Here is a 13,812-nt window from a genome sequence, read left to right as displayed (position 1 = left end):
AGTCTTGGTACAAATCCGCCTATTCGGCCTCAATTCCTCCACAATGCCGCCGTCTTGCCTTAGTAGGTCACCCTTGAGGCAGAAGTTGTCATCGTTGCAATGGTGCAACCAGGGGTAGAAGTCGTGTACAGGGTGAGGAAAATCGTCCGCAGCTTCCTTGACGCCGAGGATGGAAACGCCTCGGTCGAGTTCACCGTGCTTCTGCCGGTTTTCATGGGGCTGGTCGTCTTCGCCGCGGACACGGCAACCATCTTCACGCGTCAGTCGAACATGCTGAGCGTTTCCCAGCAGACGGCCCGGATCGTTTCCCGCCACGCGCTTGACGCCGAAGCGGCCGAGGTCTTCGCCTCGGGGCTTCTGCGTCAGGGTGGCTACAGTCCGGACGTGACGGTGGATATCGATTCGGACACGCAGATCGTGACGGTGGTGATCAGCGCGGCCTCTGATGAGATTGCGCCGTTTGGGATCATCAGCCGTGCTCTCGGCAGAGAACTGACGGTCTCCGTATCCCAGGCGCTCGAGCCGACATGAATTCGCCCCGCACGCACGCGATCCGCCGCGCCCTGCGTGACGAGTCCGGCGGAGTCACCCTCCTTGCGCTTTTCTCCCTGCTACTGACGGTGATGTGCGTCGGCTTCGCAATCGATGCTTCGAACCTTTACCGCCACCAGGCCATGCTGCGGGCAGCGTCGGATGCGGCGGCACATGCCGGCGCTACTGCCCTGGCCCGCGGAGCGACGGAACGCGCCGCCAAGGATGCCGCTATGGACGTCCTGGCGCGCAACACTGCGGTCGACCCCGAAAGCCTGCTCGCCAACCCTGAAAAGGATCTGAGCGCGGTCGTGGTGAACCCGGCCGATGGGACCCTGACCAAGCCCGATCCTGACACGCCGGCCAATGCCATTCTGGTCAACGTTCAGCAAAGCGAGGCTGCCCGCAATCCCATCCCCACCCTCTTGCTGGGTCTCTTCGGCTTTGACCACTGGTCCGCAGGTTCGGCCAGCGTTGCAGTCGTCGCCCCGACGCGACGCTGCATGAATGCAAGCGGTCTCTACGCGCAGGGCCCGATCAGGCTTGGCCCGAAAGATGCAGGGGCGCAGCTTGGCGATTCCGTCTGCGTCCACAGCCAGGCGGCGCTTGACCTGCCGGACGCTCGGTCGTCCGATGAGGGAAAACCCTTGGTCAGCCTTCCGTCGCGCGCCGATTGCGCGGGCAAGGCCTGCGCCGCCGCCGCAGAGATGAACCTGATCATGCCCGAGGCTGGAACCCGCATCACCCGGCTGACAGAGGGTTTCACCAAGCCGGACGTAAGGCTAGCCGAAGAACGCGCCTTCTTTGCAAGTCGGCCGATCGCGCGCGATCTCGAACCCTTGCTGGAAGTCGGGGCTGACGCGACCGGCCTTCGCACGGGCAGCGTCGTGCCGCTCTCCCCCTTCCGTTTCCGTCTGTTGCGCGAGGTGCCGTCCGGGCTGGTGTATCAGGTCCTCTGCGGTCAGCCGGATGCCGAGATCGCAGAGGATGGCATAGAAGAGCTCGTGATCGGCGAATGGCCCGAATCCCCGGCGCTGCGCGATGCCGTACTGGTCACGAACTGCCCGATCCGCCTTGCGGATCACGCCCGTATCGAAGGGGCGCTCGTGATCTCGACGGCTGCCGACGGCGGGTTGGCCTATGCAAGCCCCGGCGCCCGGATCGGCGATCCCGCGCGCAACTGCGATGCAAGCCTCCGAAGCGTTATGATGGTCATGGGCGACCTCGAGCTGCCGTTCCATCTCATGGCCTCGAACATCGCTGTGGTGGCGTCAGGCAGCGTCAAGTTGGGAAGGCCTGACGACAGGTTCTCCGGCGTGTCCCGCGGGCTCGCCGTCCATGCCGGTGGAATGATCATCGGCAGCAGCAACACGGTTCTTGCCGCTTGCCCAGGTGCGGAAGATCCGCTCTTGCCGTCGCTGCGCGTCATCAGCCACACGATGCCACCGCTTGACGGCTGGATCACCTCCATCACGCCCGAGGAAGAGGTCGACCTGCCAGGGGTCCGACCCGACCGGCTGTCGATGCAGGACGGACAAAGCTGACATCACCAAGCGAAGCGATTTGTCGAGTTAGCGGGGACAGCACCCGCCAGGCTGTCCCGGCCCGATCACCGATCGGCCACGTCACCGTTTTGGCGCATCCCTTCCAGCCAGACGCCTTCACCTGCAACACTGCCGCGGATCAGAAACCCCGGTTCGGCAACTTCAGGATGCTCTTCAGCCCAGTCCCGGAACCGGTCGTTGGTAACGATCCGCGCGCCGAAGTCGCGCGCCGTGGTCAAAAGCCACGGATCGGGCGGACTGCCCTTCGGGACGACAAGCACCTGGTCGGCGGGAAGTTCAAGGATGCGAGCCAACTCGTCCTTACCCAGGTGCCGCCCGACAAGCTTCCAGCCGACGTTGGCATCAAAGACCACGCCGGGGTCCAGCCCCCTGGCCTTCAGCGCCGCGACGACGCGACGGACCGGCTCGATCTGAGGTGTGTTGTCTTCCCAATGCATCACGTTGGACCCGTCGACCAGGATCCAGTTCCTGTCGCGTTGCGGCTTGAGGCCCTTGTCAGGCGGGTGGCGCTGGTCGGGTGTGTCGACCCTGCGCTCTTGTCCCTGCTTCCGCCACAGGAAGACGAAGACACCCCCGATCAGGATCAGGAAAACAAGCTCGGGAAAACCCACACCTGCCAGTGTCAGCTGCGGCGGGCGAAGCGTCAGCATATCGACGAGCGGCGACGGGGTGACAAGGCCGGACATCCGCAAAGGTTAAGGGGACCGGACCTGCCACGTAAAGTCCCGCTTTTCTGCGCCCGGTCGGTCAGAAGACCGCCGTAACTTCGTACATCACCGGCTCGAAGCCTCGGCACAGGTCGTTTATCGCCCGGTTTCGCGCGCGCATCTCAGGGGTACGGAGCATGGCCTGGTAATCCTCACGCGAACGCCACTGGGAGTAGTTGCAGATCCGCGTACGGGCGTCATTCATGTGCAGCCCTGCGGCCACAAAGCCGGGCTGGTGGCGGATGCAGTCGCGATAGGCGGCTTCCAGCGCCTCGATCAGGTCGAAGGCGGTGGCAGGCGTGGTCTCGAAGGTGGTGATGACGGTTTGCCCTTGGAAATCCTTGACAATCTGCGGCATGTCGGCCTCCCTCTCCTGCACTGATCTTGCCACGGATGGGGAGCAAAGGCATGAAGTTTCTTGACCCGAATGACCCCTTCTTCCGGCATGCCTGGGTGCGCTGGGTCTCGGTTCTCTTGCCGCTCTTCTGGGGAATCATCGAGCTTTTCGTGATGGAGTCGCCCTTTTGGGGCCTTCTCTTCCTCGCGGCGGGCACCTATGCGGGATGGCAGCTCTTCTACGTCCGCGACCGTGACTGAGACCAGCCAAGGCGTGGCCTCAGTCCATCCATGACGGCAGCGCCTCTTCGACGATCTGCGGTTCGGCAAGGTAGACCGCGCCCGTGACCAGTGCCAGCACCAGAAGGACGGCAAAGGCGATCTTCCAGATCGACCAGGGCCGTTCGCCCTGAACCTCTCCGGTCTGGCCATTGACGACGAAACGATAGCTTTTCCCGTTGTACTTGTAGGCCGCCATCCAGACCGGCAGCAGGATGTGCTTGAAGGTCTCGTTCCGCCAATCGGTGTCGATTGCACTGATCCGCTGCTCGTCCCCGCCGATCGCGCGGCGCACGTCGCTGCGGATCACGTCGGCCATCCGCTCCCGCGCCTGGGCGTGGCCGTCGGCAAGCGGCACGGTATATCCTTCGGCCTGAAAGCCGGCCAGGTATTCCGGCGTGTAAGGAACCAGCTTGCCCAGGTCCCAAGGCGTCAACTCGTCTCCCAACCGCCGAGGCAGGCTGTGCGACGCCATGATCAGCACATCGTCGAAATCGCGCGCCACCCGGCCCGACGCGGGATACCAGCGCGTGTGGCGCACCTGTTCCTGCCGCTGTTCGGTCCGGCCATTGACGCGGACGGTCACGGTTCGCGTCTCGTAGTAATACTCGCCGCGCTGGCCGCTGTAGCGGCTGGCGGTGTCGGCATCAAAGGTCCAGAAGGGCGTATAGATCCCGGTCATCGCCCGCCCCTTACGGGCATATTCCAGAAGCGTCCCCGGCGCGAACCAGAGGCTGCCCATCCAGGCGATCATCGCCTTGCGCGCCTCCGCTTCGGTCAGGACAAAGGGCAGCACGGCCTGCGGCTTGATGATGCGATGACTGCCGGTGTCCAGCACCACCGGAGTCGCGCAGAACGGACACTCGGTGGCATGCGTCGCTCCCCGGATCTCGACCTGGGCGCCGCAGTTCGGGCAACTCGTGGTCCGGACCTCCGCCATGTCGCCGGCCGACAGGTCGTCGCGCAGACCGCGGACAAGATCAAGCTCGCGCAACGCCTCCGCACGCGACCACGGGGTATCCGGGACAATGGACTGGACATGCCCGCAATGCGAACAGGTCAGGCTGGTCTGTCCCGGCGCATAGCGCAGCTGCGCGCCGCATTGGGCACAGGGCCAGCGGTGTTCCTGCGGCGCGGACATGGCTCGTCAGGGTCTAGGCGGCGGGGGCGGCACACTGTCCAGCAGGCGGACAAGATCGGTGTCGGCGGCCATCTTCCAGCCGTCCTGACCGGCCGTCCAGACCATGGAGGCCCGGCTCAGCCGCCCTTCGGCCGCCATCCGCGCAAGCTCGGCCTCGCCAAAAGGGCCGGACGTCGCGCCGTTTTCGGCCAGGTGCCACGCCCGCGCGCCGGGGGCCGGAGGAGGGGCCGGGGGCGGCGCTGGCGGAGCCGCAGGTGCAGCCCCCCAGGGTCCGGCGTTCTGCGCCATCGCGGCGCCCATCCCCATCCCCATCCCGGCCCCCATGGCCGCGCCCATCGCCGACCCGGGCTGATCCAGTGCCTCGGCTGCGTTGAACTGCATGTACTTGTTCAGATCGCCCGCCACCCCGATCGAGGTCCGCTTGTCCAGCGCCTTCTCCACTTCCTCTGGCAGGCTGATGTTCTCGATGTAGAACTCGGGGATCGAAAGGCCGTATTCCGCGACCTGCGGCGCAATCGCATTCGCGATGATCTTGCCCAGGTCGCCCAGGTTCGCCGCCATGTCCAGAACCGGGATCCCCGACTTGGCCAGCACCTGCGCGGCCGCCTGCACGATCACGTTGCGGATCTGTCTGCTGATCTCGTCCGAGGTGAACTCGCCGTCCGTCCCGACGATCTCGGTGATGAACTTGCCGGGGTCCGAGACCCGCATCGAATAGGTCCCGAAGGCGCGCAGGCGGACCGGCCCGAATTCCGGGTCGCGCGTCATGATCGGGTTCTGCGTGCCCCATTTCTGGTCGTTGAACCGGGTCGTGTTGACGAAATAGATCTCGGACTTGAACGGCGACTGGAACCCGTGGTCCCAATGCTGCAGCGTGGTCAGGATCGGCAGGTTGTTGGTCTCAAGCATGTAGAGACCGGGGCTGAAGACATCCGCCAGCTGTCCCTCGTGGATGAAGACCGCAGCCTGCCCTTCACGCACCGTAAGCTTGGCGCCATACTTGATCGCCTGACCGCGCCGGTCGAACCGCCACACCATCGTGTCGCGCGTGTCGTCCAGCCAGGAAATGACATCGATGAATTCGCCTTTGAGAAAATCGAAGACCATGGCTACCTCCCTGAGGGTTCGGTCAACTTTCACCGCCCATCAGGCGGCGCGCAAGGGATTCGACGACGGGACGTGCCTCCTCCGGAGACATGCCGGGGCGAAGCTCGGGTGAGTATAGCATCCGCAGCAATAGCTCGTCATGGTCCGTCAGCAACGCGAACTCCTCGTCGTCGTTGAAGATCGATGGCCGCGCCCGTGGCGAATCGTTCGGCAGCCCCAGACCCTGGGTCAGTTCCTCGTGCAGGCAGGACAGACGCAAGAGGTCGGGATGCTCTGACCGGATCACGGCGAAGGCCCGCGTGTAGTCACCCGAGTTGCCGGCAGACAGCGCATAGACCAGGCAATAGGTCGATCTCGGCATGTTGGTGATGCCGGCCACGTCGCTCGGTGACAGGCTCGGCAGGAAGGCCTGGATCTTCGGCCCCAGTGCCTCGCGTTCGTCTTCCGAGACGACATGGATCAGGAAGTTCGGATTGGCATCGTCCAGCCCGATCGGATGACCGGTGATCGCGGACAGTCGCGCCGCAAAGCTGGCGATGCGCGCAAGATCCGTTGCCCGACGATCGGGTGCCACGCTGTCGCCGAAACGTACACCGATCCGAACCGGCCCCTCCCAGCGTCGCAGTCTGCTCGCGGTCTCCTCTCGCACAAAGCCGCCGTCGCCGCGTCGATACTCGTCGAACAGGGCGATTCGCATGAAGTTCTCGGCAAGCATGCGATCGGTGAACGGAATGTTTGTCCCCGGGTCGCTGCGCATCATACCCTGGGAAAGCAGAACCTGCTGGACCTGAGCATAATAGGCCATGGCCGCTGCGCTTTTCGCCGTCGGCGGGGCGGGGGCAACCACTGGCGCAACCACGACGGTCGGTTCGCGCGGGGCAGGAACCTCACAGGCGGCAAGCGCAAGGCAGGCGGCTCCGGCCACCAGCGTCGTCGATTTTCGGGACAGCGCCATTTGGGCAGAGGGTTTCCTCAAGCGCTGGGGGCCGTCTGTCGGGCCTTGGCCGAGGCAAGCGTGTCGCGCAATTCGGCCTCCATCTTCACCAGTTCCGCCTCGGCCGCTGCCCGGCGGGCCTTGCCCTCGTCGGCGATGGCAAGGCTTTCGTTGATCGTGGCGATCAGCGTCTCATTCGCGGATTTCACCGTCTCGATGTCGAAGACGCCCCGCTCCATCTCCTCGCGCACCACCTTGTTTGCCGCCTGCAGATTCTCGGCGTTGGACTTCAGAAGCTCGTTGGTCAGGTCGTTTGCCTCACGCACCGCCGTCGCCGCCTCTTTCGACCGCTGGATGGTCACAGCCTGGGCCAGCTGCGTCTCCCACAGCGGCACCGTGTTGACGAGGGTCGAGTTGATCTTGGTCACAAGGCTCTTGTCGTTCTCCTGCACCAGCCGGATCGAGGGCAGCGACTGCATCGTGACCTGCCGGGTCAAACGCAGATCGTGGATCCTGCGTTCCAGATCGTCCCGCGCCGAGCGCAGGTCGCGCAGTTCCTGCGCTTTCATCACCTGGTCTGCCTCGGGGGCGGCGGCCACTTCGGCCTCCTTGGCGGGGATGGTCGTGCTGTCGGTCTCGGCCAGCTTCGCCTCGCCCGCGGCGATGTAAAGCGCCAGCTCGTTGTAGAAGGTCAGGGTCTTTTCATAAAGGATATCAAGGCTCTTGATGTCCTTCAGCAGCGTATGCTCGTGGCCCAGAAGCTCGCTGGTGATCTTGTCGATCTGGCCCTGCACGTCCTCGTATTTCGCGACGAACTCGGCAAACGGGGCCGCCCGGCCCAGAAGCCGCTCCCACCAGCTCGCCTCGCGGCGCAGGTCCAACTCGTCGGTCGAAAAACCGCGGATCGTGGTGACGATCTTGCGCAGGCTATCGCCTGCCGGGCCCACGTCCTTGTTCTTCACATCCTGCAGCATCGCCTGGCTGATGACCTGCAATTCCGCCTGCGCGCCCGACCCGAACGAGATGATCGACTGTGTGCTGGTCAGGTCCACCTCTGACATCTTCTTGCGGATCGCCTCCGCCTGCGGGGCGGGGGCGGCCTCCAGCGGCACGACCTCGGCCATAGGTTCGGGCAGGATCACGGCGGTGACCTTCTCCACCTCGGTCAGAAGGGCGGCGGCGCTGGACTGGACGGTCTCGGTCATCGGAATTCCCTTTCCTGTGGTCAGGTTTCAAGCTTCAGGCGATCGCGCAGAACCGCAATCTCGACGTCAAGGTCGGTCCGGCTGTTCGTCAGGAACGCGGTCGTCTTCTGGGCGAAGGTCGTCTCAAGGTCGGTCAAGAGCGCCTCATAATCAGCGCGGGCGGCGGCATCGCGGGTCTGGGCATAATGGTCGGCGAACTTTACCGTCGCATCGCGCGCACCCATCAGGTAGACCGAAAGGTACTTGCGCCCGGCTGTCAGGTCGCCCGGGTCGCCCTCGATGGTGCGGAAAAGACCCCGTGCCGTGGCGGCGAACTGGTCCACCCGCCGTTCCAGTCCGCGATCCTTCGCGCGCAGGATGGCGTCCTTCATGGCGGCAAGGTGCTTTTCACCCTCTTCCACCGCCTGCGCCACGCGGTTGACCTGAAAGCTGTCGATGCCTTCCATCCCCTTGTCGGACATGGGGTCCAGCCCGAAGGCGCCCAGATGCAGGGCAGCCCCGAAAACGGCATAAAGTACAGGATAAACAATACCTTGATCGGCGATCACCCCACCGATCGCCAGCGCGGCGCCGGTCAGGACTGCTCCCGCCAGCTTCCGCGGAAAGGCCGGGCGGCGTGCCACCTTGCGGTCATTGTAGGCGGCCTCTGCCTTCAGCCCCTCGCGCGCCAGCCAGGCCGCAAGGATCAGGCATCCCCCGGCCAGAAGACCCAGCAGCATCTCGCGCGGGCCGTCGCCGAAAGCGGGAAACAGGAACAGGAAGGCCGTCAGAAACAGGACCGTCGCACGCCAGCCGCCGCGGGGCTTTGGCTCGGCCAGGATCGGCGGACCCGCCTTCTGCGACCCGCCACCCTGCGGGGAATACTTGCCGCCGAACCTCTCGGCCATCAGGCGCCCCCCGACCAGGCCACATAGGCGACCAGCGCCACTAGCAGGGCAAGCGAAAGGTTCTTCAGTCCCGATCCTGACATGCCCGTTTCCCGTCTTCGGCCAGACGCGCGAACCTTAGCCGATGCCCGCCCGCCATGCCAGCGGAAGCGACGGGGAATCGGCGGCAAATTGGTGTCCGGCGGGTGCCCCTCAACCGCCCCGTGGTCCCTTCGGTCGGGGACCGGGTCTCGGCGCGGACCGGCCCGGGCGGGCAGGGGAGGGGCCCCGGTCGGCCGCAGGTTTGCCTGCCGACCCCCGCGTCGCCTTTTGCCAGGCTTCGGAAAGGCGGCGCTGCCCTTCGCCCGGTTTCAGCGTCACCTTGGGCTTCGCCGCCCCCTCGGCACCGGCCCCCTTCGCCGCGGGTCGCGGCGCGCGGCGCAGGGCTGGCTTCGGGGATGCCTCGTCGCCTTCTCCGCCCAGCCCAAGCTGGTCGCGCAGGATGCGGGGCTTCACTTCCTCGACCTCGCCCGGCTTCAGCTCGTTCAGCCGGAAGGGCCCGTAGGACACCCGGATCAGCCGGTTCACGGTCAGCCCGATATGGGCCATCGCACGGCGGATTTCGCGGTTCTTCCCTTCGCGCAAGCCCACGGTCAGCCAGGCGTTCGCCCCCTGGTGGCGGTCGATCTTCACCTCCATCGGCTGGAACTTCTCGCCATCGATGGTGATGCCTTTCCGCAGGGGCTCGATCTCGGGCTCGGTCGGGTTCCCGTTCACCCGCACCCGGTATTTCCGCAGCCAGCCGGTCGAGGGCAGCTCCAGCCGGCGCTTCAGCTCGCCGTCGTTGGTCAGCAGCAGAAGACCTTCCGAATTCAAGTCCAGCCGCCCCACCGACATCACCCGGGGCATGTCCTCGGGCAGGTGGTCGAAAACCGTGTCCCGGCCCTTCTCGTCCGAGGCCGATGTCACTAGCCCCTCGGGCTTGTAGTAAAGCCAGAGGCGGGGCGGTTCGGGCTGGCCGACCGGCTCTCCCTTGACGGTGATCTTGTCCTTCGGCGTGACATTCAGGGCAGGCGAGGTGATGACCTTCCCGTTGACCGAGACTTCCCCCAGCTCGATCATCCGCTCGGCCTCCCTTCGCGAGGCGACGCCGGCGCGGGAGAGGACCTTGGCGATGCGTTCGCCCTCGGGGGTCTCGGGCTTTTCTTTTCCGGCCATGGGCGTCATCCTTCGGGCCTTGGGTAGGCCGGGCGGGCAGGGTATCGAAGCGGGCATGAAAGAGCAACGCGAAGGGTTCCGGTCCCATATGGCCGCCGCGCTGGAGGAGGCGCGGGCGGCGGCTGCACGGGGGGAGGTGCCGGTGGGCGCGGTGATCGTGCGGGACGGCCTCATCGTCGCGCGGGCGGGGAACCGGACGCGGGAGCTGGCCGACCCCACGGCCCATGCCGAGATGCTGGCGATCCGCGAGGCCTGCCGGCTGGCGGGGTCGGAACGACTGGGGGGCCACGATCTTTACGTCACGCTGGAGCCCTGCCCGATGTGTGCCGCGGCCATTTCGGCGGCGCGGATCGGGCGGCTTTACTATGGGGCCGCGGACCCGAAATCGGGGGGCGTTGCCGTCGGGGCGCGGGTCTTCAGCCACCCCCAGTGCCACCATGTCCCCGAGGTCTACGACGGGATCGGGGCGGGCGAGGCAGAGGCGCTCTTGAAGGCGTTCTTCGCGGACCGGCGGTGAGTGACCACAGTGGTCAAAATTGGAATATCTTTATATATCAATAGTTTGCTTGTGGACGTTTACCATTTGGAAAGGTGTGTCCACAGGCGTTTGCACGCATTTCCCGACGGCTGACCGACCGCCTGCCGCGAACGGGTTTTCTGCGAAAACCCGGAGTTGTCGCAGAAAACTCGTGAGCGGCACGGCAGGTCAGATGCGGATCGGATCCAGCACCTCATGCTCGATCACCTCGATCCCCGGCGGCAGACCCGCACGCAGCACGGATGCATCCTGCGCGAGGATCGGGAAGGTCTTGTAATGGCAGGGGATCACCCAGCGGAAGTTGAACCATTTCCGCGCGGCCCAAGCGGCGCGGTCCATGTCCATCGTGTAATGCCCGCCGCAGGAGAGGATGCCGATGTCGGGCTGGTGATATTCGGCCATCCAAGCCATGTCGGCCATGATGTCGGTGTCGCCCGAGACATAGATCGTGTGGCCTTCGCCCGCGATCATGAAGCCTGCCGCCGAGCCAGCGGGCAAAAGGCCCCTGTCGCCGAAGTCGATGCTGGCGGAATGGACGGCGTTGACCATCGTGACCTTCGCCCCGCCAAGGTTGAGCGTGCCGCCCTTGCCGAAGCCGACCGTCTGGACGCCCTGGCCGTTCAGCCATTCCGAGACCTCGTGGATCGCATGCACCTTGACGCCAAGTTTCCCCGCCAGCCGCGCCGCATCCGAGGCGTGGTCGCCGTGGGCATGGGTCAGAAGGATATGGGTCGCCCCCGCCACCGCCTCATCCTCACGTTCGCCTGGAAACATCGGGTTGCCGGTCAGCCAGGGGTCGACAAGGAGGACGGCGTCCTCGATCTCGATCCGAAAGCCGGAATGGCCAAGCCAGGTGATCTGCATGGGACGCTCCTTCAAACGTGGTCGGGAAGGCGCTACCATCCGGGACTGACGGCAGGATGACAACCCTGCGCTTCCGGATCGGCCGGCGTGGGCGGATGCTCGCCGCCCGGTAGGGTAGGAATGTGGGGTAACAAGAAGGACTGAAGATGGCCGAGGCACTGCCCAAAGTCTGGAACACGAGATTTCCCAGCGATTCAAGAGCATTTGCAGATCTAAACTATCGGCTTTTGAACAACGAGCTTTCAAACCGCGTACTTGTGTCAGACGCATTTCACTATCCCGATGGCAAGCCATTGCCTGCCGGCCTTGTGCCCGTGTGCATCTTTTCGGAGGTATCGGGGGATCCCCTGAAAGCGCGGAATTGGGTGCGGATCACCGACGGATTGTATTTCGTCTCTGAACGGTTCCGTAATGTGCTGGTCAACTTCGATCTTGGCACAACGCAGATCATTGAGGTTCCGCTGGTGGATCGCCAAGGGGCGCAGCAACCGGGGCATTGGTACCTTTTTCACATCAGCGAAACGAAGAGCTGTCTGGTGCCAGAGCAGTCTATTGGCCTGAAGGAAAGGGAGCTTGTTCCCGGCAAGTGGGAAACAGGCTGGTTTGAAGAAGAAGTGCTTGCTGTGCGTGCCGCGTCGTCGAAAGGCGTCGATCTCTGGTTCGACCCTCACCTATCGAAGCGCATCTTCCTGTCTGACCGGCTGAAATCTGCGTTGAAAGCGGCGGGTATCCGTTCATCCGGTATGACAATGCATCGCTGCCGCGTCGTCCCATGAGCCGGCCGCAGCGGGTGCGCCTTTGACCCGAAGTCAGAACGGCCACGCCAGGTGATGTGCATGGGACGCTCCTTCAATCGTGGTCGGGAAGGCGCTACCATCCGGGACTGACGGCCGGATGACAACCCTGCGCTTCCGGATCGGCCGGCGTGGGCGGATGCTCGCCGGTTGGTTGGGCAAGGTGGGGAATGCGGGTTGGCAAGGAGGATTTAAGATGGCCGAGGCACTGCCCAAAGTCTGGAACACAAGATTTCCAAGTGATACAAGAGCGTTTGCCCACCTAGATTATCAGCTCGCAGACAATGTATCACACAACCGGGTGGCTGTGTCTAATGCATTCAACTACCCTGATGGCAAGCGATTGTCAGCCAGTCTTGTGCCCGAGCGCATTTTTTCAAAAGTATCAGGAAATCCCCTGAATAAACGAGATTGGGTATACATTACCGGTGGGCTGTACTTCATTTCTGAACGGTTCCGCAATGTGCTGGTCGACTTCGATCTTGGCACATCCCAGATCATCGAGGTTCCGCTGGTGGATCGTCAAGGCGTGCAGCAACCGGGGCATTGGTACCTTTTTCACATCAGCGAAACGAAGAGCTGTCTGGTGCCAGAGCAGTCAACTGGCATAAAGAAACCTGAATATGGCGGAGCGCAGTGGGTTCCGGACTCGTCGACAGAAGAATTACTTGCTGTAGGTGCAGCATCATCTGATGGGGCAGACCTCTGGATCGACCTGCTAATGGGTAGCCGCATTTTTCTGTCTGATCGGCTGCAATCTGCGCTGAAAGCGGCGGGTATCCGTTCACCCGGAATGACGCTGCATCGCTGCATCGTCGTCCCATGAGCCGGCCGCAGCGGGTGCGACTTTGATCCGAAAGCCGGACTGGCCAAGCCAGGTGATGTGCAGGGGACGCTCCTTCGCACTATCTTCGGAAGGCGTCACCTTTCCCAAGCCAAAGGCGGATGACAATGCTGGACCCGATCGACGCCTATTGTGAGCGGACCTCTGCCGCCTATTGGGCAGAGCCCGTCAATGCGGTGACGAACGCAGCCTTCCTGATCGCCGCGGTCATCATGTGGCGGCGGACGGAAGGGTTGCCGCTGGCCCGGGCGATGTGCGTGGTGCTCGCGGCGATCGGGGTGGGGTCGTATCTTTTCCACACCCATGCCAACGGGTTGACGGCGGCGACGGACGTGGGGCCGATCCTGATCTTCATCCTGCTTTACATCTTCGCGGCCACGCGGGACCTTCTTGGTCTTGGCTGGCGCTGGGCGGCGGGGGCGGTGGTCGCCTTCTTTCCCTATGCCGCGCTGATGGTCCCCGCATTCTCCACCGCGATGCCGTTCCTTGGTTCTTCGGCCGGATATGCGCCGATCCCGGTCCTGATCCTCGGCTATGCCGCGGCCCTCTGGCGGCGGTCACCGGCGACGGCAAAGGGCATGGCGCTGGGGGCGGTGATCCTGATCGTCAGCCTGACCTTCCGGACGCTGGACGAACCCCTGTGCGACCTGACGCCTTTCGGCACGCATTTCCTGTGGCATATCCTGAACGGCCTGATGCTGGGCTGGATGATCGAGGTCTACCGCCGCTATTGCCAAACCGGGACCTGAGGCCATCCGGTTCAGCATGCCGATTAATCCTTTTCGGGCGGAACGGCCTGCCGGCCCGGATGCCGGCACGGTGCCCCTTCAACGCGTTCATCCGGAAGATTGCCGACCGGCTGAGGCGCGGTGAAGGCAGAGAG

At 64.2% G+C, this 13,812-nt stretch carries 16 protein-coding genes; 7 read left to right on the top strand and 9 right to left on the bottom strand.

What is annotated here, in order from left to right; all coding sequences use genetic code 11:
- The first annotated feature begins 132 nt into the window (after positions 1 to 132).
- Both AC2D9V_RS01965 and AC2D9V_RS01960 read left to right on the top strand, forming a co-directional pair.
- Complete coding sequence (locus AC2D9V_RS01965; protein WP_484712353.1) at positions 133 to 531, top strand: TadE/TadG family type IV pilus assembly protein; 399 nt, start codon at positions 133 to 135, stop codon at positions 529 to 531.
- Entirely contained in the window at positions 528 to 2,075 is a 1,548-nt protein-coding gene (locus AC2D9V_RS01960) for a pilus assembly protein TadG-related protein (protein WP_484712352.1), read from the top strand. The genes AC2D9V_RS01965 and AC2D9V_RS01960 overlap by 4 nt, the downstream gene beginning before the upstream one ends.
- Positions 2,076 to 2,140: 65 nt before the next feature.
- On the opposite strand, the gene AC2D9V_RS01955 is transcribed toward AC2D9V_RS01960, so the two are convergent.
- The gene (locus AC2D9V_RS01955; protein ID WP_484712351.1) at positions 2,141 to 2,782 is read right to left on the bottom strand and encodes an NYN domain-containing protein; all 642 of its coding nucleotides are present in this window, start codon (positions 2,780 to 2,782) and stop codon (positions 2,141 to 2,143) included.
- A gap of 61 nt (positions 2,783 to 2,843) precedes the next feature.
- Positions 2,844 to 3,161: an antibiotic biosynthesis monooxygenase family protein gene (locus AC2D9V_RS01950; protein WP_484712350.1), complete on the bottom strand. Its 318-nt coding sequence runs from the start codon at positions 3,159 to 3,161 to the stop codon at positions 2,844 to 2,846.
- A 50-nt stretch (positions 3,162 to 3,211) separates the two neighbouring features.
- On the opposite strand from AC2D9V_RS01950, the gene AC2D9V_RS01945 reads away from it, so the two are divergent.
- Positions 3,212 to 3,400: a hypothetical protein gene (locus AC2D9V_RS01945; RefSeq protein ID WP_484712349.1), complete on the top strand. Its 189-nt coding sequence runs from the start codon at positions 3,212 to 3,214 to the stop codon at positions 3,398 to 3,400.
- A 19-nt stretch (positions 3,401 to 3,419) separates the two neighbouring features.
- Here AC2D9V_RS01945 and AC2D9V_RS01940 read toward each other — a convergent pair whose 3' ends face one another.
- The 6 genes from AC2D9V_RS01940 to AC2D9V_RS01915 form a co-directional block, all read right to left on the bottom strand.
- Positions 3,420 to 4,559: a TFIIB-type zinc ribbon-containing protein gene (locus AC2D9V_RS01940; RefSeq protein WP_484712348.1), complete on the bottom strand. Its 1,140-nt coding sequence runs from the start codon at positions 4,557 to 4,559 to the stop codon at positions 3,420 to 3,422.
- 6 nt (positions 4,560 to 4,565) lie between these two features.
- A complete protein-coding gene (locus AC2D9V_RS01935; RefSeq protein ID WP_484712347.1) occupies positions 4,566 to 5,666 on the bottom strand; it encodes an SPFH domain-containing protein in 1,101 nt (366 codons plus the stop codon).
- 22 nt (positions 5,667 to 5,688) lie between these two features.
- Positions 5,689 to 6,621 carry a DUF2927 domain-containing protein gene (locus AC2D9V_RS01930; protein ID WP_484712346.1) on the bottom strand — a complete coding sequence of 311 codons (933 nt, stop codon included), beginning with the start codon at positions 6,619 to 6,621 and terminating at the stop codon, positions 5,689 to 5,691.
- A 17-nt stretch (positions 6,622 to 6,638) separates the two neighbouring features.
- Positions 6,639 to 7,805, bottom strand: coding sequence for a toxic anion resistance protein (locus AC2D9V_RS01925; protein ID WP_484712345.1), 1,167 nt, complete (start codon positions 7,803 to 7,805; stop codon positions 6,639 to 6,641).
- A gap of 20 nt (positions 7,806 to 7,825) precedes the next feature.
- On the bottom strand, positions 7,826 to 8,692 hold the full coding sequence (locus AC2D9V_RS01920; protein WP_484712344.1) for a 5-bromo-4-chloroindolyl phosphate hydrolysis family protein: 867 nt from the start codon (positions 8,690 to 8,692) through the stop codon (positions 7,826 to 7,828).
- 192 nt (positions 8,693 to 8,884) lie between these two features.
- Positions 8,885 to 9,889 carry a pseudouridine synthase gene (locus tag AC2D9V_RS01915; RefSeq protein ID WP_484712343.1) on the bottom strand — a complete coding sequence of 335 codons (1,005 nt, stop codon included), beginning with the start codon at positions 9,887 to 9,889 and terminating at the stop codon, positions 8,885 to 8,887.
- 55 nt (positions 9,890 to 9,944) lie between these two features.
- Here AC2D9V_RS01915 and AC2D9V_RS01910 point away from each other — a divergent pair, with 55 nt between their 5' ends.
- Complete coding sequence (locus AC2D9V_RS01910; RefSeq protein ID WP_484712342.1) at positions 9,945 to 10,406, top strand: nucleoside deaminase; 462 nt, start codon at positions 9,945 to 9,947, stop codon at positions 10,404 to 10,406.
- Positions 10,407 to 10,595: 189 nt separating this feature from the next.
- On the opposite strand, the gene AC2D9V_RS01905 is transcribed toward AC2D9V_RS01910, so the two are convergent.
- Positions 10,596 to 11,291, bottom strand: coding sequence for a metal-dependent hydrolase (locus AC2D9V_RS01905; protein ID WP_484712341.1), 696 nt, complete (start codon positions 11,289 to 11,291; stop codon positions 10,596 to 10,598).
- Positions 11,292 to 11,437: 146 nt separating this feature from the next.
- Between AC2D9V_RS01905 and AC2D9V_RS01900 the strand changes: the two genes are divergently transcribed.
- The 3 genes from AC2D9V_RS01900 (at position 11,438) to AC2D9V_RS01890 (ending at position 13,678) form a co-directional block, all read left to right on the top strand.
- Entirely contained in the window at positions 11,438 to 12,067 is a 630-nt protein-coding gene (locus AC2D9V_RS01900) for an imm11 family protein (protein WP_484712340.1), read from the top strand.
- Positions 12,068 to 12,281: 214 nt separating this feature from the next.
- On the top strand, positions 12,282 to 12,911 hold the full coding sequence (locus tag AC2D9V_RS01895; protein ID WP_484712339.1) for an imm11 family protein: 630 nt from the start codon (positions 12,282 to 12,284) through the stop codon (positions 12,909 to 12,911).
- 119 nt (positions 12,912 to 13,030) lie between these two features.
- On the top strand, positions 13,031 to 13,678 hold the full coding sequence (locus tag AC2D9V_RS01890; RefSeq protein WP_484712338.1) for a ceramidase domain-containing protein: 648 nt from the start codon (positions 13,031 to 13,033) through the stop codon (positions 13,676 to 13,678).
- Positions 13,679 to 13,812 lie beyond the last annotated feature (134 nt).

It is taken from the genome of Tabrizicola sp. T46, assembly GCF_057219895.1.
This window is presented reverse-complemented; position numbering and strand designations above follow the sequence as displayed.